The 19,516-nt window shown below is 65.4% G+C and carries 19 protein-coding genes; 15 read left to right on the top strand and 4 right to left on the bottom strand.

The features are described 5' to 3' along the window. Positions 1–17: 17 nt before the first annotated feature. Both C7G41_RS14985 and C7G41_RS14980 read right to left on the bottom strand, forming a co-directional pair. Positions 18–470: a DNA polymerase III subunit chi gene (locus C7G41_RS14985; protein WP_106943293.1), complete on the bottom strand. Its 453-nt coding sequence runs from the start codon at positions 468–470 to the stop codon at positions 18–20. A gap of 6 nt (positions 471–476) precedes the next feature. Continuing rightward, positions 477–1,976 carry a leucyl aminopeptidase gene (locus C7G41_RS14980; protein ID WP_106943292.1) on the bottom strand — a complete coding sequence of 500 codons (1,500 nt, stop codon included), beginning with the start codon at positions 1,974–1,976 and terminating at the stop codon, positions 477–479. A 340-nt stretch (positions 1,977–2,316) separates the two neighbouring features. Between C7G41_RS14980 and lptF the strand changes: the two genes are divergently transcribed. From lptF to C7G41_RS14930, 10 genes are all read left to right on the top strand, one after another. Beyond that, complete coding sequence (gene lptF, locus C7G41_RS14975; RefSeq protein WP_106943291.1) at positions 2,317–3,486, top strand: LPS export ABC transporter permease LptF; 1,170 nt, start codon at positions 2,317–2,319, stop codon at positions 3,484–3,486. Further along, entirely contained in the window at positions 3,483–4,580 is a 1,098-nt protein-coding gene (gene lptG / locus C7G41_RS14970) for an LPS export ABC transporter permease LptG (RefSeq protein ID WP_106943290.1), read from the top strand. The genes lptF and lptG overlap by 4 nt, the downstream gene beginning before the upstream one ends. Further along, entirely contained in the window at positions 4,580–7,069 is a 2,490-nt protein-coding gene (locus tag C7G41_RS14965; RefSeq protein ID WP_199198378.1) for an LPS-assembly protein LptD, read from the top strand. Before lptG ends, C7G41_RS14965 begins: the two co-directional genes overlap by 1 nt. A 69-nt stretch (positions 7,070–7,138) precedes the next feature. Beyond that, positions 7,139–8,065 carry a SurA N-terminal domain-containing protein gene (locus C7G41_RS14960; protein ID WP_199198377.1) on the top strand — a complete coding sequence of 309 codons (927 nt, stop codon included), beginning with the start codon at positions 7,139–7,141 and terminating at the stop codon, positions 8,063–8,065. Continuing rightward, positions 8,065–9,081, top strand: a complete 1,017-nt coding sequence (gene pdxA, locus C7G41_RS14955) for a 4-hydroxythreonine-4-phosphate dehydrogenase PdxA (protein ID WP_106943287.1) — start codon at positions 8,065–8,067, stop codon at positions 9,079–9,081. Before C7G41_RS14960 ends, pdxA begins: the two co-directional genes overlap by 1 nt. Then, complete coding sequence (gene rsmA / locus C7G41_RS14950; RefSeq protein WP_106943286.1) at positions 9,078–9,938, top strand: 16S rRNA (adenine(1518)-N(6)/adenine(1519)-N(6))-dimethyltransferase RsmA; 861 nt, start codon at positions 9,078–9,080, stop codon at positions 9,936–9,938. The genes pdxA and rsmA overlap by 4 nt, the downstream gene beginning before the upstream one ends. 16 nt (positions 9,939–9,954) lie before the next feature. Further along, the gene (locus C7G41_RS14945) at positions 9,955–11,013 is read left to right on the top strand and encodes an alcohol dehydrogenase (protein WP_106943285.1); all 1,059 of its coding nucleotides are present in this window, start codon (positions 9,955–9,957) and stop codon (positions 11,011–11,013) included. A gap of 144 nt (positions 11,014–11,157) precedes the next feature. Then, positions 11,158–11,319 carry a Flp family type IVb pilin gene (locus tag C7G41_RS14940; protein ID WP_007609340.1) on the top strand — a complete coding sequence of 54 codons (162 nt, stop codon included), beginning with the start codon at positions 11,158–11,160 and terminating at the stop codon, positions 11,317–11,319. Between the two features lie 71 nt (positions 11,320–11,390). After that, positions 11,391–11,627 carry a hypothetical protein gene (locus tag C7G41_RS14935; protein ID WP_007609339.1) on the top strand — a complete coding sequence of 79 codons (237 nt, stop codon included), beginning with the start codon at positions 11,391–11,393 and terminating at the stop codon, positions 11,625–11,627. Positions 11,628–12,007: 380 nt separating this feature from the next. Next, positions 12,008–12,760 carry a Crp/Fnr family transcriptional regulator gene (locus C7G41_RS14930; protein WP_106943284.1) on the top strand — a complete coding sequence of 251 codons (753 nt, stop codon included), beginning with the start codon at positions 12,008–12,010 and terminating at the stop codon, positions 12,758–12,760. Here C7G41_RS14930 and C7G41_RS14925 read toward each other — a convergent pair. After that, a complete protein-coding gene (locus C7G41_RS14925) occupies positions 12,739–13,476 on the bottom strand; it encodes a Crp/Fnr family transcriptional regulator (RefSeq protein WP_106943662.1) in 738 nt (245 codons plus the stop codon). The genes C7G41_RS14930 and C7G41_RS14925 overlap by 22 nt on opposite strands. Positions 13,477–13,634: 158 nt before the next feature. Between C7G41_RS14925 and C7G41_RS14920 the strand changes: the two genes are divergently transcribed. The 5 genes from C7G41_RS14920 (at position 13,635) to C7G41_RS14890 (ending at position 18,922) form a co-directional block, all read left to right on the top strand. After that, a complete protein-coding gene (locus C7G41_RS14920; protein ID WP_106943283.1) occupies positions 13,635–13,874 on the top strand; it encodes a hypothetical protein in 240 nt (79 codons plus the stop codon). After that, complete coding sequence (locus C7G41_RS14915) at positions 13,871–14,593, top strand: Crp/Fnr family transcriptional regulator (protein WP_245446543.1); 723 nt, start codon at positions 13,871–13,873, stop codon at positions 14,591–14,593. Before C7G41_RS14920 ends, C7G41_RS14915 begins: the two co-directional genes overlap by 4 nt. A gap of 1,089 nt (positions 14,594–15,682) precedes the next feature. Continuing rightward, a complete protein-coding gene (locus tag C7G41_RS14900) occupies positions 15,683–17,029 on the top strand; it encodes a caspase family protein (RefSeq protein WP_106943280.1) in 1,347 nt (448 codons plus the stop codon). 27 nt (positions 17,030–17,056) lie between these two features. Further along, entirely contained in the window at positions 17,057–17,560 is a 504-nt protein-coding gene (locus C7G41_RS14895; protein WP_106943279.1) for a hypothetical protein, read from the top strand. 150 nt (positions 17,561–17,710) lie between these two features. Continuing rightward, positions 17,711–18,922 (top strand): hypothetical protein, encoded by a 1,212-nt coding sequence (locus C7G41_RS14890; protein WP_106943278.1) that lies wholly within the window; start codon positions 17,711–17,713, stop codon positions 18,920–18,922. Here the strand turns inward: C7G41_RS14890 and gmk are convergent. Beyond that, on the bottom strand, positions 18,855–19,514 hold the full coding sequence (gene gmk / locus C7G41_RS14885) for a guanylate kinase (protein WP_106943277.1): 660 nt from the start codon (positions 19,512–19,514) through the stop codon (positions 18,855–18,857). The two genes, C7G41_RS14890 and gmk, sit on opposite strands and share 68 nt — an antisense overlap. Positions 19,515–19,516: the final 2 nt, after the last annotated feature.

Raw genomic sequence — 19,516 nt, 5'->3', positions numbered from 1 at the left:
TTAACTGCGAGCGACCGCTAATTCCGTTTCTGCCACCGGCCCCGCTCGTCGGCCTGCCAATAGGTGACATCAAATCCCCGCGCCTTGCAATCCGTCCAGGCGCTGCGGGCGAACGCAAGCGCGTCCGGATCGTCGCCATCGAACAGCAGCACCATGCGCTCATAGCCCTGCGCGTCCTGCGGCAGCGCGGCATTGTCGACGAGAAAGCGGACGTTGGCACCGTTCGGATTGTCCTCCTCGACCGCCAGCACGATCGGCTGCTCGGCGGCGTCGCTCACCCGCCATGTCGCGTGCGGCAGGAAGGAATCGTCGCGATAGGTCCACAAATGGGCATCGAGCGCATCAGCGCGCTCCGGCGAATTCGATTGCACCACGACGCGCCAGCCGCGCTCCAGCGATTTCTCGAGAAGCGGCGGCAACACGTTCTCCACCGTCATATTTTGCAGATGGTAGAACAGGACTTCAGTCATCTCGGGTCATTTGGGCTCGTAGTGGTCGGCGACCAGACGGTCGAGCAAGCGAACGCCATAGCCGCTTCCCCAGCTGTGGTTGATGTCGGTCTTCGGCGCCCCCATGGCGGTACCGGCGATGTCGAGATGCGCCCACGGCGTGCCGTCCACGAAGCGCTGGAGGAACTGCGCCGCGGTAATCGAGCCGCCATGGCGGCCGCCGGTGTTCTTCATGTCGGCGAACTGGGAATCGATCAGCTTGTCGTATTCAGGACCAAGCGGCAGGCGCCAGACCTTCTCGCCGCTCTCGATGCCGGCCGCCAGCAGCCGCTCGGCAAGCTCGTCATTGTTGGAGAACATGCCGGCATGCTCGGTGCCGAGCGCGACCACGATGGCGCCGGTCAGCGTCGCCAGATCCACCATGAATTTCGGCTTGGTTTTCCTGGCGACGTACCAGAGCACATCGGCAAGCACCAGGCGGCCTTCCGCGTCGGTGTTGATGATCTCGATGGTCTGGCCCGACATCGAGGTGACGATGTCGCCCGGGCGCTGCGCGTTGCCGTCCGGCATGTTCTCGACGAGGCCAATGGCGCCGACGACGTTGACCTTGGCCTTGCGTGCCGCGAGCGCATGCATCAGGCCGACGACGCAGGCAGCGCCGCCCATGTCGCCCTTCATGTCCTCCATGCTGCCGGCCGGCTTGATCGAAATGCCGCCGGTGTCGAAGCAGACGCCCTTGCCGACGAACGCAACCGGCGCCTCACCCTTCTTGCCGCCGTCCCAGCGCATGATCACGGTGCGGCTCGGCCGCGCCGAGCCCTGGCCGACACCGAGCAGCGCGCCCATGCCGAGCTTGTCCATCGCCTTGACGTCGAGCACCTCGATCTTGACGCCGAGCTTGCGGAGCAGGCCTGCGCGGCGCGCGAACTCCTCGGGAAAAAGCACGTTCGGCGGCTCGTTGACGAGGTCGCGCGCAATGATCACGCCGTCCACGATCGCCGCGGCCGATGCAAACGCCTTCTTCGCCGCGACGACATCGCCGACCGCAAGCGAAACGTCGGCGCGCGAGCCGCCCTCCTCACCGTCCTTCTTCTTGGTCTTGTAGCGGTCGAACTTGTAGGTCCGCAGCCGCAGGCCCGAAGCGATCGCGACCGCCTGCTCGCTTGACATGGCGCCATTGGGAAGTTCCGCCATGATGGTCATGGCCGCCGCGCCGGCCGGAAGCTTGCTGGCCGCCACGCCGCCGAATTTGAGGAAGTCGTTGGCCTTCAGGCCGGTTGCCTTGCCGGCGCCGATCACGATCAGGCGGGTGGCCTTCACGCCTTCGGGGGCAAGGATGTCGAGCGCAGCGCCGCTTTTGCCCTTGAAGGCGGCGGCGGAGGCCGCCCGCTTCACGAGTTCGGTGGCCCCGCCGAGCGCCTTCGCGGTCGCCGGGCCGAGCTTCAGAGCTTCGTCGCAGAACACGACCATGATGCCACGGACGGCGCCAGATAATGGAACGAAGCCGACCTTGATGGCATCGGACATGAGTAACTCCTCAAAAACACAGGGCTTTTTACCGATCGGCGGTTCCGGCCACGGGCCGGAGCTGAACGGCGATTCACTGAGCGTGCGGCACTATGGGCCACCGGCCCGGCAGATGCCAAGCACCCCCCGTGGCCGAGGGGCCACAACAAGGGAAATATTAACCATATATTGAGGGTGCCACGGGGCAGCCATTTTGTTGACGGATCAAAGGGATGGTACTGAGAGAGTAAGCCGGCGGATGGGATGGTTGGCCGACCTTGGGGATCCCCTTGCGGGGATTGGTTGGACAGCCGGAATTCCGACCGGCATTGGGGACTTGGTGGGATTCGTGCGGTAGCGCATGGGGTCAATCGATAGGTATATCTTCCGCACGACGCTCGCGTCGTTTGCGTTGGTCCTGGTCAGCCTCACGGGCGTGATCTGGATTACGCAGGCGTTGCGCGGCATCGACCTGATGACGAGCCAAGGTCAGACCATCCTGACCTTCCTCGGCATCACCAGCCTCGTCGTGCCCGCGCTGGTCCTGATCATCTCGCCGATCGCGCTGATGATCGCGATCTCGCATACGCTGAACAAGCTCGCCACCGATTCCGAGATCATCGTGATGAATGCCGCCGGCTTCTCGCCGTTCCGGCTGTTCTATCCGTTCTTCTACGCCACCTGCGTGGTGGCGCTGCTGGTCGCCTTCATCGCGGCCTATCTCGCTCCCGACGGCATGCGGCGGATCAAGCAGTGGGACGCCGAGATCACCGCCGACGTGCTCACCAACATCCTGCAGCCCGGCCGCTTCGCCCAGCTCGACAAGAACCTGACGATCCGGATTCGCGAACGCCAGCCCGGCGGCATCCTCGCCGGCATCTTCATCGACGACCGCCGCGATCCGAACGAGCGGGTCTCGATCGTCGCCGAGCACGGCGAAGTCGTGAAGAACGAAACTGGATCGTTCCTGGTGCTGGAGACCGGCAATCTTCAGCGCTTCGAGGCCGGCAAGCGCGATCCCGCGCTGGTGGCGTTCGGCCGCTACGGCTTCGACATGTCGAAGTTCTCGGGCCAGGGCCGCGACGTCACCCTCGGCATCCGCGAGCGTTATCTCTGGGAGTTGCTCTCGCCGTCCGAGGACGATCCCGTCTACAAGCAGATTCCCGGCCAGTTCCGCTCGGCCCTGCATGACAGCCTGTTGGCGCCGATCTATCCCTTCGCCTTTGCCGTGCTGACCTTCGCGTTTCTGGGCGCGCCTCGCACCACGCGCCAGAGCCGCAATTTCTCGATCGGCTCCTCGATCCTCGCCGTGTTCGGCCTGCGCATGGCCGGCTTCGCCTGCTCGGTGATGGCGGTGAAATCGCCGGGCGCGGTGCTGGTCCAATATGCGATGGTCATCGGTGCCATCGGCATCGGGCTGGCGATCATCATTGGCGGCCTCGTGGTCGAACCGCCGCCGCGCCTCATGGAGGCCATCAACAGGTCGAACGCGCGCATCGCGCGGCTGTTCCGACGGCCGGCCACCGCATGAGCATGCTCACCAACACACTCGGGCGCTATTTCGCCGGCCGCTTCGTGGTCGCGGCGCTCGGCGTGTTCGCCAGCATTTTCCTGTTGCTGGTGCTGGTCGATTACATCGAGATGGTGCGCAAGACTTCGGGCCTTGCATCCGCCTCCGCGGTCATGGTGGCCGAGACCTCGCTGTTCCGGGTGCCGCAGCTGCTGGAGAAGCTGACGCCGTTCTGCATGCTGATCGGCGCCATGACCTGCTATCTCGCCCTCTCCCGCCGGCTCGAGCTCGTGGTCGCGCGCGCCGCCGGCGTCTCCGCATGGCAATTCATCTCGCCGGCGCTCGGCAGCGCGCTGCTGATCGGCGTGATCGCCACCGTCGCCTACAATCCGATGTCGGCCAATCTGCGCGAGCTCTCCAAGCGCATGGAAGCCGAGCTGTTCGGCTCGGCGCCCGGCGGCGGCATTCAGGACGCTTCCGGCTTCTGGCTCAATCAGGTCACCAATGACGGCCAGACCATCATCAACGCGGCGCGCAGCGAGCAGCAGGGCGTCCGGCTCACTGGGCTCACGCTGTTCCGGTTTGACACAGAGCAGCACTTCAAGGAACGGGTCGAGGCGCGCGAGGCGACGCTCGAGTCCGGCCGTTGGCTGTTCAAGGGCGTCCGCCGCTTCTCGCTGGATTCGCCGCCGGTCGATCAGGCCAGCCTGGAGATTCCGACGACGCTGACCGAGGCGCAGGTCCGCAACAGCTTCTCCACACCCGAGACTGTGTCCTTTTGGCAACTACCGAGCTACATCCGCTCGTCCGAAAGCTCGGGCTTCGCGACAGCCGGATACCGACTCCAGTATCAGAAGCTTCTGGCACAGCCGTTTTTGCTTGCGGCCATGGTGATGCTCGCGGCCTCCGTGTCGTTGCGCTTCTTCCGGATGGGCGGCGTGCAGAAGATGGTTTTGAGTGGCGTGGGCGCAGGCTTTCTGCTCTACGTTCTGTCGAAAGTGACTGAAGATTTGAGCAAGGCTGAGTTGATGCATCCGATCGCTGCGGCGTGGTTGCCCGTGGTGGTGGGCGGCCTCACCGGCTTTTTGGCCTTGCTGTATCAGGAGGACGGATAGTGACGGCCGTCCACCGAGGGCCCGTGTCTCGTTTGACGCGGCGCACATTGGTGCGCGCGAACGGGTGTGGCTTGTCCATTCGCAGGTTCCTGTTTGCTGTCGCCGCCGTAGCATCGCTCGGTGGCCTGATGGATGTTGCCGCCGTGGCGCCGGCCTCCGCCCAGAGCTTCACCTACAATCCGCTGCCGCCGCGTGCGAAGCCGCCGAAGGCCGTCAACGACAACCAGATGCTGGTTCAGGCGACCGAGGTCGACTACGACTACAACAATTCGCGCGTCTCCGCGGTTGGTAACGTCCAGCTGTTCTACAACGGCACCAGCGTCGAGGCCGACAAGGTCGTCTACGACCAGAAGACCAAGCGGCTCCATGCCGAAGGCAACATCCGCATGACGGATGCCGACGGCAAGATCACCTATGCCGAGATCCTGGACCTTTCCGACGACTACCGAGACGGGTTCGTCGATTCGCTGCGCGTCGACACGGCCGACCAGACCCGCATGGCGGCGAGCCGCTCCGATCGATCCAGCGGCAACTACACGGTGTTCGAGAACGGCGTCTACACGGCCTGCGCGCCGTGCAAGGACGATCCGAAGAAGCCTCCGCTATGGCAGGTCAAGGGTGCGCGCATCATCCACGACCAGCAGGAGAAGATGCTGTATTTCGAGACGGCGCAGCTCGAATTCTTCGGCGTGCCGATCGCCTATATGCCCTATTTCTCGACGCCCGACCCGACCGTGAAGCGCAAGACCGGCTTCCTGATGCCGGGCTTCACGTCGAATACGCCGTTCGGCTATGGCGTCGAGGTTCCGTTCTACTGGGCGATCGCGCCCGACATGGACGCGACCTTCAACCCGCGCATCACGTCCAAGCAGGGCGTGCTGTTCCAGGCCGAATTCCGCCAGCGCCTGATGGACGGTGCCTATCAGATCCGCGTCTACGGCATCGACCAGCTCGATCGCAACGCGCTCGCCGGCCAGCCCGGCGACAAGCAGTTCCGCGGCGCCGTCGACACCAAGGGTCAGTTCGCGCTGAACGACAAATGGGTCTGGGGTTGGGACGGAGTCCTGATGTCCGACTATTATTTCTTCTCGGACTATCGGTTGTCGCAGTATCGCGATCCACTGGGCTCGTTCCTGTATCTGCCGACGGATGCACTCTCGCAGCTTTACCTGACCGGTGTCGGCAATCGCAGCTTTTTCGACGCGCGCACGATGTACTGGCTGAGTTACTCGGGCAACCAGAGCCAGGTGCCGGTCGTCTACCCCGTGATCGACTACTCGAACGTGCTGAACTATCCGGTGTTCGGCGGCGAGTTCAGCTACAAGACCAATTTCGTGAACCTGTCGCGTGACACCGCGGTGTTCGATCCGATCACGACGCTCGCCAACACCAACGGCCTTTGCACGACGGTGTCGGCCGATCCGCTCGCGCGTACGCCGTCGCAGTGCCTGCTGCGCGGCTTCCCGGGCACCTACACCCGCCTGACGGCCGAAGCGCAGTGGCGCAAGTCCTTCACCGATCCGTTTGGTGAAATCTGGACGCCGTTCGCCATTCTCCGCGCCGATGCGATCAACTCCTCGGTCTCCAACCAGCCGGGCGTGTCGAACTATCTCCCTGTCGGCGACACCCAGGCGTTCCGCCTGATGCCGACCGTGGGCCTCGAGTACCGCTACCCCTTCATCAACGTTCAGCCCTGGGGCTCGACGACCATCGAGCCGATCGCGCAGATCATCATCCGGCCGAACGAGACCTATGCCGGCAAGCTCCCCAACGAGGACGCGCAAAGCATGGTGTTCGACGCCTCGAACCTGTTCAGCGTCGACAAGTTCTCCGGCTACGACCGTGTCGAGGGCGGCGGCCGCGCCAATGTCGGCGTGCAGTCCACCACGCAGTTCGACAGGGGCGGCGCCATCAAGACGCTGTTCGGCCAGTCCTACCAGCTGTTCGGCATGAACTCCTTCGCGGTCCAGGACTCCATCAATACCGGCGTGGATTCCGGCCTGCAAAGGCCGCGCTCCGACTATGTGGCGAGCGCCGCCTATTCGCCCAACAGCACCTATACGTTCAGCGTTCGCTCGCGCATGGACGAGCAGACCTGGAACATCCAGCGCTTCGAGGCGGAAGGCCGCGCCAACTTCAACCGCTGGTCAGTCAGCATGCTGTACGGCAATTACGCGGCGCAGCCGGAGCTCGGCTATCTGACCCGCCGCGAGGGCATCCTGACGTCGGGCTCGATCAAGGTCGCGGCCAATTGGGTGGTCACGGGCTCGGCGCGCTGGGACCTGGAGGCCAACAAGATCAACCAGTATGTGCTCGGTGCCGGCTACGTCGACGATTGTTTTGTGCTCGGCTTGAACTATGTAACTGCCTATAGCTATTCCGCAGGCGCGACGCCGCCCGTGTTGAACCACGCGATCATGTTCCAGATCGGCTTGCGCACGCTGGCGAACACAGCGACGACCAGCAGTTCCGGCGGCGGACTCCAGTGATTGGTTTGAAGGTGCCGGCCGCGTGTTCCCGATCGCAGGTTCACCGCGGCTGACATGCGAGCGACAAATATGACGATCCCATTGCCTGTCTTCCGCCTCTTCCTCGTCCTCGCCGCCCTGCTCCTGGCCGGCACGCAGTCGCGCGCGCAGAACATCGTCGTGATGGTCAACGGCGATCCCATCACCGACTTCGACATCGATCAGCGCTCCAAGCTCGACCAGCTGACGACGCAGAAGACACCGTCCCGTCAGGAGGTCATCAACGAGCTGATCGACGACCGGGTGAAGATGAAGGAAGGCAAGAAATACGGGGTCGACCCCGGCGTCTCCGACATCAACCAGTCCTACGATGGCATGGCGCAGCGCATGCGCATCTCAACGGACCAGCTCACCAAGTCGCTCGAGGTCAAGGGCGTCCGTCCTGAAACCCTGAAGAGCCGCATGAAGGCCGAGATGGTCTGGACCAGCCTCGTGCGCGGCCGCTTCAAGGAGAAGCTGTTGGTCGGCGAGAAGGACGTCGCGCAGGCCGTACAGGCCCAGACCGGCGACAAGCTGCAGATCGAGGGCACCGAATACAAGATGCAGCCGATCGTGCTGATCGTGCCGCGCGGCTCGTCGCCGGCGTTCCTGGAGACGCGGCATAAGGAAGCCGAGCAATATCGCTCGCGCGTCGGAAGCTGCGAAGAAGCCAATTCGCTGTTCCGCTCCACGCCGAACGCCACCATCCGCGATATCGTCACCAAGACCACCGCTGAATTGCCCGAGGCATTGCGCAAGGTCCTCGACGACACGCCGATCGGCCACCTGACCGCGCCCGAGACGACCAAGGCGGGCATCGAGATGGTGGTGCTGTGCTCGCGCAAGCCGACCATGATCGACACGCCGAAGAAGCGCGAGGTTCGCGAGAAGATGTATCAGGAGAAGTACGAGAAGACCCAGAAGGCCTATCTCGAGGATCTCCGCAAGGCGGCGATGATCGAGTATCGCAACCGCTGATGGCCAAGCAGCCTGCCAAGCCCCTCGCCCTGACGCTGGGAGAGCCTGCCGGCATCGGGCCCGACATCACCATCGCAGCCTGGCTCAAGCGCCGCGAACTGGATCTGCCCGCCTTCTATCTGCTCGGCAACGAGGCACTGATCGCCCGCCGCGCCAAGGCGCTCGGCGCCGAAATCAGGATCGCTTCGGTGAGCGCCGGCGAGGCCGAGGCCGCCTTCCCCGAGGCCCTGCCCGTGGTTGCGACCGGCGAGCCCGCGAGCGCCGAGCCCGGCAAGCCCGACGCATCGAGCGCGCCGGCCGCGCTCGCCTCGATCCGCCAGGCGGTCACTGATGTCCGCGAGGGCCGCGCTGGTGCCGTCGTCACCAATCCGATCGCCAAGAGCGTGCTCTATCGCGCCGGCTTCCGCCATCCCGGCCATACCGAATTCCTCGCCGAGCTCGCCGCGGAAGACGGTCGGGTGCCGCAGCCGGTGATGATGCTGTGGTCGCCGCGGCTCGCCGTGGTGCCCGTGACCATCCACATCTCCTTGCGCGATGCACTGGCCCAGCTCACCAGCGAGCTGATCGTCTCGACCGTGCGCATCGTCGCGACCGAACTCAAATCCCGCTTCGGCATCACGAATCCGCGCATCGCGATTTCCGGCCTCAATCCGCACGCGGGCGAGGACGGCTCGCTCGGCCACGAGGAGCAGACCGTGATCGCGCCGGCGATCAAGACGTTGCGCAGCGACGGCATAGAAGCGAAGGGACCGCTCCCCGCCGACACCATGTTCCACGAAGCCGCGCGAAACAGCTATGACTGCGCCGTCTGCATGTACCACGATCAGGCGCTGATCCCGATCAAGACGGTGGCCTTCGACGACGCGGTCAACGTCACGCTCGGCCTGCCCTTCATCCGCACCTCGCCCGACCACGGCACCGCCTTCGACATCGCCGGCACCGGCAAGGCCAATCCGGCAAGCCTGATCGCCGCGTTGAGGCTTGCGAGCCGGATGGCGGCTGCGAAAACCCGATGAGCGCGATCGACGACCTCCCGCCGCTTCGCGAGGTCATTCGCCAGCACGCTTTGTCGGCGCGCAAATCGCTCGGCCAGAACTTCCTCCTCGACCTCAATCTCACCGCGCGCATCGCACGTGCGGCGGCTCCGCTCGAGGACTCCACCATCATCGAGATCGGTCCTGGTCCGGGCGGGTTGACGCGCGCCTTGCTCGCGCTCGGCGCCAGACGCGTCATCGCCATCGAGCATGACGAGCGCGCGATCCCTGCCTTGCAGGATATTTCCGCGCGCTATCCCGGCCGTCTCGAGATCGTGCATGGCGACGCCATGACCTTCGATCCAGGCCCGCTGCTATCAGGCGAAAGAGCAAAAATCGTCGCCAACCTGCCCTACAACATCGCGACCCACCTTCTCGTCGGCTGGCTCACCACCGAACCCTGGCCGCCCTGGTACGACATGATGGTCCTGATGTTCCAGCGCGAGGTCGGCGAGCGCATCGTGGCGCGCGAGGACGAGGAGGCGTTCGGCCGGCTCGGCGTGCTCGCCAACTGGCGCTGCGAGACCAAGATCCTGTTCGACATCGCGCCGTCCGCCTTCGTGCCGCCGCCGAAGGTTACGTCTTCCGTTGTGCGACTGATCCCGCGCGAAACGCCTCTCGCCTGCGATCGCAAGCTGCTCGAACAGGTCGCCGCCGCCGCCTTCGGCCAGCGCCGCAAGATGCTGCGGCAAAGCCTGAAGTCGCTCGGCGCCGATCCCGCGCGGCTCGCCGCAGCTGCCGGCGTCGATGCGACGCGGCGCGCGGAGACCGTTCCGATTTCCGGCTTTGTTGCCATGGCCCGTGAATTGGCCAATATACGCAGCGAAACAGAGAGATAATTTCGGAGGAAGAAATATGGCGTTGATGCGTCGGCAGTCCCTGGTCAAGTTCGATGCGCCGCTGTGCGAGACCATCGTCGACACGCCGAAGCCGCAAGGACGAGAGGTGCTGGTGCGCATCGAGCGCTGCGGCCTCTGCCACTCCGATCTGCACATCCAGGACGGCTACGCCGATCTCGGCGGCGGCAAGAAGCTCGACACCACGCGCGGCATGACGCTGCCCTTCACGCTCGGCCACGAGATCGCGGGCGTGGTCGACGAAGTCGGCTCCGACGTATTCGCCGGTCTCGTCGGCAGCAAGAAGGCGGTGTTTCCGTGGATCGGTTGCGGCCAGTGCCGCGACTGCGCCAATGGCGACGAGAACCTCTGCGCCAGGCAGCGCTTTCTCGGCGTCTCCATCGACGGCGGCTTCGCCACCCACGTGCTGGTGCCCGACGCGAAATATCTGCTCGACTACGATCCCCTGCCCGTCAACCAGGCCGCGACCTTGATGTGCTCCGGCGTCACCGCCTATGGCGCGCTCAAGCGTCTGGTCGACCGTCCCCGCCAGCGCAATCTCCTGCTGATCGGCCTCGGCGGCGTCGGCATGATGGGCCTTTCCTTCGCGGAGGCCATGTTCAAGCAACCGATCACGGTCGCCGACCTCAGCGGTGCCGCGCGCGAGACCGCGCTGAAGAACGGCGCCGCGGTGGCCTACGATCCGGCCGAGCCCGACGTGATCAAGCGCATCCTCAAGGAGACCGAGGGCGGCTTCGACGAGATCGTCGATTTCGCCGGCAACGAGAAATCCATGGCTTTCGCGGTCGCCGTCGCCGCGCGCGGAGGCAAGATCGTGGTCTCCGGCCTGATGGGCGGTCAGTTCACGCTGCCGATGGTGCAATGGGTCTACAAGCGCATGACCATCGAGGGCTTCATGGTCGGCACGCTCACCGAGGCTCACGAACTGATGGCGCTCGCCCGTGCCGGCAAGATCAAGCCGACGCCGATGCGCGAGGAGCCGATGAGCGACGTCCAGACATGGATCGACGAGCTTCGCGCCGGCAAGGTCGTCGGCCGCATCGTGCTCAAGAACTAGGACGCGCGAGAAGCACGAGGCGACGGAGATCGGTATGTGTCGCGATTAACTCGAAATTGACGCAAGCCGGGGTTCCGGATAGGGGAACCCGCTCTCTGCGGACTATGGTCCTCGCCAGCTCTCTTATGGAATTCTGGCAAGACCATGCAGACCATCCGCCGCTTCCTCGCCGACGAATCCGGCGCCACCGCGATCGAGTACGGCCTGATCGCCGCCGGCATCGCGCTGGCGATCATCGCCGTCGTCAACAACCTCGGCGCGACGCTGAACAAAAAGTTCACCTCGATCAGCAGCTCGCTGAAGTAACGCGGGCACGCGTTAATACACGGCATTCGTCTGTCGCGCGGAACGGCAATGGCCGCGCCGCGTTGGCAGCCATGTCCATTCGCTGCACCGTCGAGAACGCATTCTTCATCGCCTGGAGCTTCCTGGAGCAGAGCGGAGAGCTCGGCTCTCCGGACGAGACGGCGAACGTCCTGCTCGACGCCATTGAGGCCCAGCTCAGGACCGGTGAGCGCCGGCAACTGATGCTCGCCAACAGGGCGATCGATGCCTATCGCGCCCACGCGGAAAAAAGCCGCCCCGCGCACGATTGCGAAGCACGCTTCGGGTGATGAACATCGGTGATGAACATCCTGGCCGCCCTCGGGCCCGCCGGCCCGGCGGCGTTTGAGTTATAGGCCGGCGGTCCGTCGGGCAGAGCGCACGGGGTGCGCGCTCGGCGACGAGGACGATACGCCGATCCGCACCTCTGCTGTGTGCACTGCTGCACAGAGCTCGTGAAGTTGAAGGCCGCAGGGTTCGGCCCCGCCATGACCCTCGCGTGCCAGTGCCTCGCGTGCTGTGCCCCTCGCCGGCAGTTTCCGGAATTCCGTAAGCCGGAGACAATTTTTTCAACGGCTGAAAAACGCCTTGTGTGCACTTTGGAACCGTCGGCTCCGTCGCGGAAACGTAGGGTTCTGGCCGGTGCCGATTCCCGGCCAGAGCAACACACGTGACCGGTCGGGCCCAGAACGATCTTCTTCAGCAGCTCAGCCGCCCGGATTTCGAACTGCTCGCGCCGCACCTCCAGCCGGTCGAACTCGAGGCGAGCCACGTCCTGTATCACGCCGGCGACGAGGTCGCGGCGGTCCATTTTCCCTGCCGCTCCACGCTCGTGTCGTTCGCCGTGCCGGTCGAGGACGATCGCGAGGTCGAAAGCCTGCTGGTCGGGCGTGAGGGCGCGGTGGGCATTGCCGCCGGCCGCAGCGCCTCGCTGGCCTATTCGCGCATCGTCGTGAAGCTGGGCGGCGCCCTGGTCCGGCTGCCGCTGCGCGCGCTCGAGCAGGCCCAGCAGAGGTCGGTCACGCTCCAGCAGGTCTTCTCGCGCTATGGCGACTGCCAGTTCGCGCAGCTGCTCCAGACCGCGGCCTGCAATGCCGCGCATTCGATCGAGCAGCGCGCCGCCAAGTGGATCATCTCCGCGCAGGAGCACGTCGGCGGCCCCGAGATCCCCCTCACCCACGAGCAGCTTGCCGGGATGCTCGGCGTGTCCCGCAGCTATGCCAGCCGCGTCATCCAGATGTTCAAGGCGAGGCGGATCCTCGCGACACGCCGTGGCGCCATCCTGATCCTCGACGCGCCGGCGCTCGAAGCCAGAGCCTGCCGTTGCAACGATTGGGTGAAGAAGCATTTTGACGAAGTGCTGGGCGCGCGACATCTGCCGCCGGTTGACGGTTTGCGGCCTCACGCGCGCGGCGGCGACTGACGCTTGAGGTGCAGATAGCTCGGACTGAAGCCTCCGAGCCGCTGCAGTTCGCGCCATTTGAGGACGATCAACTCGCTGTCGCGCAAGTCCATGGTCCCGCTCCGCCTGAGGTCGGCGAGCGTCCGGTTCACCGTCGCGATCGCCATGCCCAGCGTCTCGCCGAGCTGCGCCAGGCTGATCGGCAGACGGCAGCGATTGCCGCGGACGAGCTGCGCTGCGCGGGCGCGGTAGAACAGCTCGCAGAACAGGTGTGCCATGCGCGCGTGCATCGGCCGGGCGCTGTTGTTGGTGATCGCCTCGCGAAAGATCGCGGCATCGAGCAGCGTCTCGCGCCAGACCGACAATGCGAAGGTCGGCCGTCGCCGGAAGGCAATGAACAATTCGCGATGCGGGATGAACGCCACCGAGGCGGGCCCGAGCGCACACAGCCCGTGGTCCATCTGGTCGATGAACAGTCCCTGGGAGTCCGGCAGGTCTCCAGACAGATGGAACGCGAGATACTGCCGCTGGCCGCTGTCGAGCAGATGGTAGCGCGCGATCATGCCGGAGACGACCAGCACCGAATGCTCGGGCTCGTCACCCTGGCGGATGAAATCCTCGTTCGGCGCGACCTCGCGCTGCACGAAGGTCAGCCCGCGAATTTCGGCAACATCCTCCTGTGCGAGTGCGGTGTGCTCGCTCAGGTTCCGGATCAGCACGTCGTGCGCTTTTTCCATGGGTCCCGCCAAAAATCCCGCCGGTTCGATCAAATGATACATCTGGCCCGTATCCAGCGGACTAGAACGCATGTCGGAAGCACAGGTTGCTACCGGTTTGCGACGGTACAGGTCGCAGCCCCACCGTCCCTCGATCGCGGACTGCGCCCGCCCTTCGCATGAGCCCTACGACGATCCTGAAGCGCATCCGCCACCTGTTCGCATCGGATTCGGGCGAGCACCTCGACAGTATCAGCGCTGCCTTCCTGCAAGGCACGTTGAAGGAGCCAGCACGGCCGATGTCGGATCAGGAGCTTGGGCGCGCCATCCGCGAGTTCCAGGCGGTTCCCGTCTCCGATTGGACCATCGCAAAACTCTCCCACCGCCTGCTCGAACCGGCGATGCCGCGTGACGAGTGAAACACCTCCTCCTGTCCATGCCGCACCCGAAATTCATCGCGCATCTCCAGGCGATTGAAGGCCTCTCGGAAGACGAACGCCGCCAGATCGCTGGCCTGCCGTCCACGCTGCGCCAGGTTTCGGACGGCGAGATCGTGCTGCGCCAGGATGAAGATGCCTCTCGCTGCGTTTTCGTCGTCAGCGGCTTCCTCTACCAGGCTCGCATCGTCGGCGATCGCAGCCAGATCCTCGCCTTCCACGTTCCTGGCGACATGCCGTGCCTGCACACGCTGCTGGTCTCGCCGATGGATGCGGACCTCGTCGGTCTTGGCCCTTCCATCGTCGGCTACGTTGCACACAGCCAGCTCAAGCAGCTGCTCGACAGCTCCATTCACCTGACCCGCGCGTTCTGGCGCGAGACGCTGATCGATGCGGCGATCTCGCGACAATGGATCGCGCGCCTCGGTGCACAGGCGGCGCTGCCAAAGGTGGCGCATCTGATCTGCGAGCTCGCCGCAAGGCTGGAGGTCGTGGGCCTCGTCAAGAACGGCTGCTTCCAGATCCCGATGACGCAGCGGCATGTCGCCGATGCGTGCGGACTGTCGATCGTCCACGTCAATCGCACCCTCCAGGAGCTGAGAGGGCGCCGATTGATTGCCTGGGAGGGAAGCGAGATCGAGCTGTTGCAACCCGACGAGCTCCGCGCGCTCGCGGATTTCACGCCGGATTATCTGACCTGAGCGGAGGTGGGCAACCCGGGCAGTGCGCCGGCGCACACTGTCTCCACGAAGTCATTGCGAGCGAAGCGAAGCAATCCAGACCGCCGCCGCGAAAAGATTCTGGATTGCTTCGCTGCGCTCGCAATGACGATGGGGCCGCGGGCCTGGCCCTAGCACTCTCCCCGCACGCGGCCTGCCTCCCGCGAGCCGTCGGGCAAAACACCCCGTCAAGCCCTCGTCGCAAAAACATTGCACTTTTCCGAATTTCGGATTTATGGCATACCACGCGCATCCCGGCCCTGCCAAAGGGGCGTTCGCGACCGTCACGATATGCGGGCCGGGTGGCGGTGGACGCGGCAGCGACGGCGCGGGCAGCGTGACGACAGGGCGGGCAACCGTGAGTCCTCACGCGACGCGTACGACACGGCGCTGGAGAGCGGGCTCGTCGGTCATCGGGGGTGAGCACACGCAAGCCCTCGACGATTTGGGTGGGACCGTCCGCGGACGGAGAAGTCGTGTGGTCCTGACGCCCGGGGTCTGTGCGTCAAGCCTCGCAGTGATGTAGCGGCCCGACCGGGCGCGCGCATCAGCGATCGGCGGGGTGACGGGGGCAATAGTGCATCGCTCCCCGGGGAGAGCACGAAGGACACCGTTAAAACCATCCGCGCAGGGAAGGCCGGGCGATCGGCCACCCCATCGGTCCACCCCGTGTGCATTCCTGTAGCGCACGGACCAACGGGTGCCGCCGGCGCCCGGCCTTCCCTGCGCCCTTTGGCTTCCATTGGGCGATGAACGGCAACAAGGCTCGGGCAGAACCTGCCGCGGGAACGCGCGGCCGCGTTCGCAATCTGGATCGAGCGCCCCGTCTATTTCACCGTCACCCTGAGGTGCCGGAGCGTAGCGGAGGCCTCGAAGGGCGACGGCCCGGCTGCCGGTTCGGCCGTTCATCCTTCGCTCTCCACGCGTCGCGTTGCGACGCATGGCTCGCGCCTTGGGATGACGGGATTGGCAGCAAGCGCTTGAGCCGCCTGCGCCGCGGCCTGCCGTCGCACCGCTTTTCGCCGACGCGCCGGACTGTTAGACTGACGCTATTATTTTTGGGGAATTTTGATGCGCGCGAGGATTTTCAATCGCGTCCCGGGGCTGGCGACGCTGGTCGCAGCCCTGCTCGCCGTCGCCACGCTACCTGCATCGGCCGAGAAGCGCATCGCGCTCGTGGTCGGCAACTCCGCCTACAAGAACATCACGCCGCTCGACAATCCATCCAAGGACGCGAGCCTGATGGCGGACACGCTTGGCCTGCTCGGCTTCACGCTGGTCGGAGGCCGCGCTCAGCTCGATCTCGACAAGGGCGCGATGGACCTGGCGGTGCAGAGCTTTGGCCGGCAGGTGCAGGGCGCCGACGTCGCGCTGTTCTACTATGCCGGCCACGGCGTGCAGGTCTCGGGCGCCAATTATCTCGTGCCGGTCGGCGCCAATCCGACGCGCGAGGCCGACGTCGACTTCCAGATGACCGATGTCAATCTCGTGCTGCGCCAGATGCAGGGATCGGGCACGCGCCTCAACCTCGTGATCCTGGACGCCTGCCGCAACAACCCCTTCGGCTCACGCGGCCTGCGCGCCTCCGATGGCGGCCTCGCGCAGATGCGCGCGCCCGAGGGCACGCTGATCTCCTACGCAACGCAACCCGGCAACGTCGCCCAGGACGGCAGCGACGGCCACAGCCCCTACACCAAGGCATTGGCCGCGACGGTCCGGACCGCGGGCCTCGACGTGTTCCAGACCTTCAATCAGGTCGGCCTCGCGGTGAAGCGGGCCACCTCTGGCGCGCAACAGCCTTGGGTGTCGTCCTCGCCGATCGACGGCACCTTCTATTTCGTACCCCCGACGCAAACCGCCCCGCCGCAGGTCACAGCGATGCAGCCTGATCCCTTGCCGGCGGATCGGCTGCGCGCCGATCCGGACCGCGTCCCCTTGCGCGATGCCGCCCTGCTGAGCGAACTCAGCGAGCGGCTCTACGAGCTCAATTTCGATCCTGACAGCCCTGATGGACTGACCCGCGCGATCACAAAACTCCAGCAGCGGATTTCCATGGCGCCGACGGGCGAAGCCACCGAAGGCCTGCTGCTGCGGATGCGCAAGATGGAGGATCTGAAGCCATGGGGCTCGATCGTCTACGGCCCCGACGGCAGTAAATGGGGCATATCCTGGAACCACGCCTCGCGGCGGGCGGCGGTGGCGGATGCGCGCGGCAATTGCGCCGGCGCCAAATGTCCGATCGAGCTGTCTTTCTATGGCAACCGCTGCGGCGCGTTCGCGATCTCCGACAAATCCTGGTCGCTGGTCCAGCGCGACAGCGTGCAGCGCGCGAAAGACGCCGCGCTTGACGAATGCGGCAAGGCTGGCAAAGCTTGCCGCATTATCGGTTCCGTCTGTGCCGACGGCTCCGGCCGCTGATACGATTTTCATTTTGGATTTTTGCTCATGCGCAATGCCGTTATTCCTGCGATTGCCCTGGCCTTCTTCCTGTCCGCCACCATCGCTCCACCGTCCGCCCTCGCGCAGTCCGGCAGCGCCGGCGGCTCGATCGGCAATGACGAGAAGTCGCTGTCCGGCTCGCGATCGGACCGTTCCGCCGAGCCGGCGCCCTCGGCGCGTCGCAGCAAGCCGGCCGAGGAGCCGCGCAGCTCCTCGCGACGCGGTGGTGGAGGTGGTGGTGGTGGCGGTGGCGGGAGTTTCGACGGCGCCTGGATGGTCGTCAGCGTCGGCTGCGGCGGCACCACGTCCGGCGCGGTCGTGGTCTCCTCAGGCAAGGTCATAGGCCAGGGCGTCACGGGCACCGTCAGCGCGAGCGGCGCGGTCAGTACGTTCGGTCAAGGCGATGGCGTGACCTTCACCGGCTCCGGCCGTCTCGGTGCCCGCAGCGGCTCCGGATCCTTTCGCCGCTCGGACGGCTGCGGCGGAACCTGGACCTCGAGCAAGCAATAGCAGCGAAAAAGCCTGATTCCGCTGCGGAACGAACGCCGCGCAGGCCCGATTCAGGCCACATCCTCTCCGGATTTGCGGCTCATTGCCACCCAAGTCTTTGACGACAAAGGGAAGGTAACGAGTTGCGTCATGCGTAATCGGGAGACCAGGATGGGCAACCGCACCGCAAAATTCTTATCTGCCCTCGTAGGCAGCATCATTGCCGGCGCGCCACTTGCGGCCGTGTCGCAGAATGCATCGACGCCACCGAGCGCGGCGAATGCCGCGAGCGACTGCCTTGGCTCGCCAAAGGGCGCCGCCCCGCAGGGCCAGCATTGGCATTATCGCCTCGAGCGCGCGACCAAGCGGCAGTGCTGGTATCTGCGCGCCGAAGGCGGCAAGGCCACTCAAACCGCACAGGCTGCGCCCGATACGCCTGTAGCGGATTCAGCCGTGCCGCAGCAGCACTCAGTCCAGGATGCGCGCGCCGAATATCTGACGCCGCAGAGCATCGCCACTGTGAAGACGCCTGCACAGGCGGGAGCGGCGCCGACGCAACAAGCTGCGAGCCCCTCCGCTGACATCAACGCGCAGCAACCCGCCGTCGCCGCGCGCTGGCCCGACGCCTCCACGGCGGCCGCCGCGCCCACGGAACAGCCGTCGCCTGCACCTGTCGCGGCCGCCGCGCAGCCGACGACCGCGAAGCCGGCGAAGTCCCCTGCTCCGATGGCTCTGGCTGCGGCCGACAGCACCGCCGACAAGCAGACCGGCTCGCTCCAGATGCTGCTGCTCGTGATCGGCGGCGCGTTGGCGCTTGCCGGCATCCTCGCCAGCGTCGTCTACCGCTTGGCCGGTGGACGCATTCGCGTCCAGGCCGCCGACCAGCGCCGCGTCAACTGGGACAATTTTGAGCCGCACGATCACGACGATGGCCGTGCGCCCTGGCTCAACGCAGCGTCGGCCGGCACACCGCATGCTCGGCAGCCGCGCCCGGTGGATTTCGATGCCGTGCGTTCGCAGGCAGCCCAGCTCAAGACCGCACAGGCCGCCGCGATCGATCGCGAGATTGACGTGATCGACAAGCGCGTCCCGCAAGCCCAAGGCCAAGTCCACGACGAGACAGCAGAGCTCGACGAGGCCGACATCTTCGACGGAAAATTCGAGATCGAGGCCGCAGCGCCGCGGCTCGCGGCCAACGACGAAGAGGTGGCCGATCGCGATGATGATGCGGGACCCGAGGACGCCATCGACATCGACGTGATCACGACGATGCTGGAACGGTTGGCGAAGGACGGGCCGCGGTTGGCGCAGCCTACTAGCCTTGAAGCTGACCTTGCAGACCTCGCACGAAGCCCACGAGGCCGGTCCGCCGCTCGCGCTTGAGGCGTTCGGCCTTCAGGATCGACTGCACCTCGGCGAACGCCTCGTCGACGTCGTGGTTGATGACGATGTAATCGTACTCGGCCCAGTGGCTCATCTCGTGGCTGGCGCGGCTCATGCGCTTGCGGATCACCTCGTCGGAATCCTGCGCGCGCGAATGCAGCCGCTTCTCGAGATCGGCAGCCGAGGGCGGCAGGATGAAGACGCGAACCACATCGACGCTCGCCTTCTGGTGCAATTGCTGTGTACCCTGCCAATCGATGTCGAACAGCACGTCCTGCCCGGCCGACAGTGCCGCCTCGACCGGAGCACGCGGCGTCCCATAGAGATTGTCAAACACGGTGGCCCATTCGAGCAGTTCGCCCTGCTCCACCATCGTCTCGAACCTGTGCTTATCGACGAAGAAATAGTCGCGCCCCTCGACCTCTCCCGGCCGCATCTGACGCGTGGTCGCCGACACTGACATCTTCAGGCCGGGCTCCCGCTCAAGCAACAGACGCGACAGCGTCGTCTTGCCCGCGCCCGACGGCGAGGACAGCACGAACATCAATCCGCGCCGCTCGACACCGTCAGTTCCGTGACCGCCAATCGTCATCG

This window comes from Bradyrhizobium sp. MOS002, assembly GCF_003020115.1.
Lineage (GTDB): Bacteria > Pseudomonadota > Alphaproteobacteria > Rhizobiales > Xanthobacteraceae > Bradyrhizobium.
The sequence above is the reverse complement of the archived record's forward strand: the minus strand, read 5'-3'. Positions and strand labels throughout refer to the sequence as shown.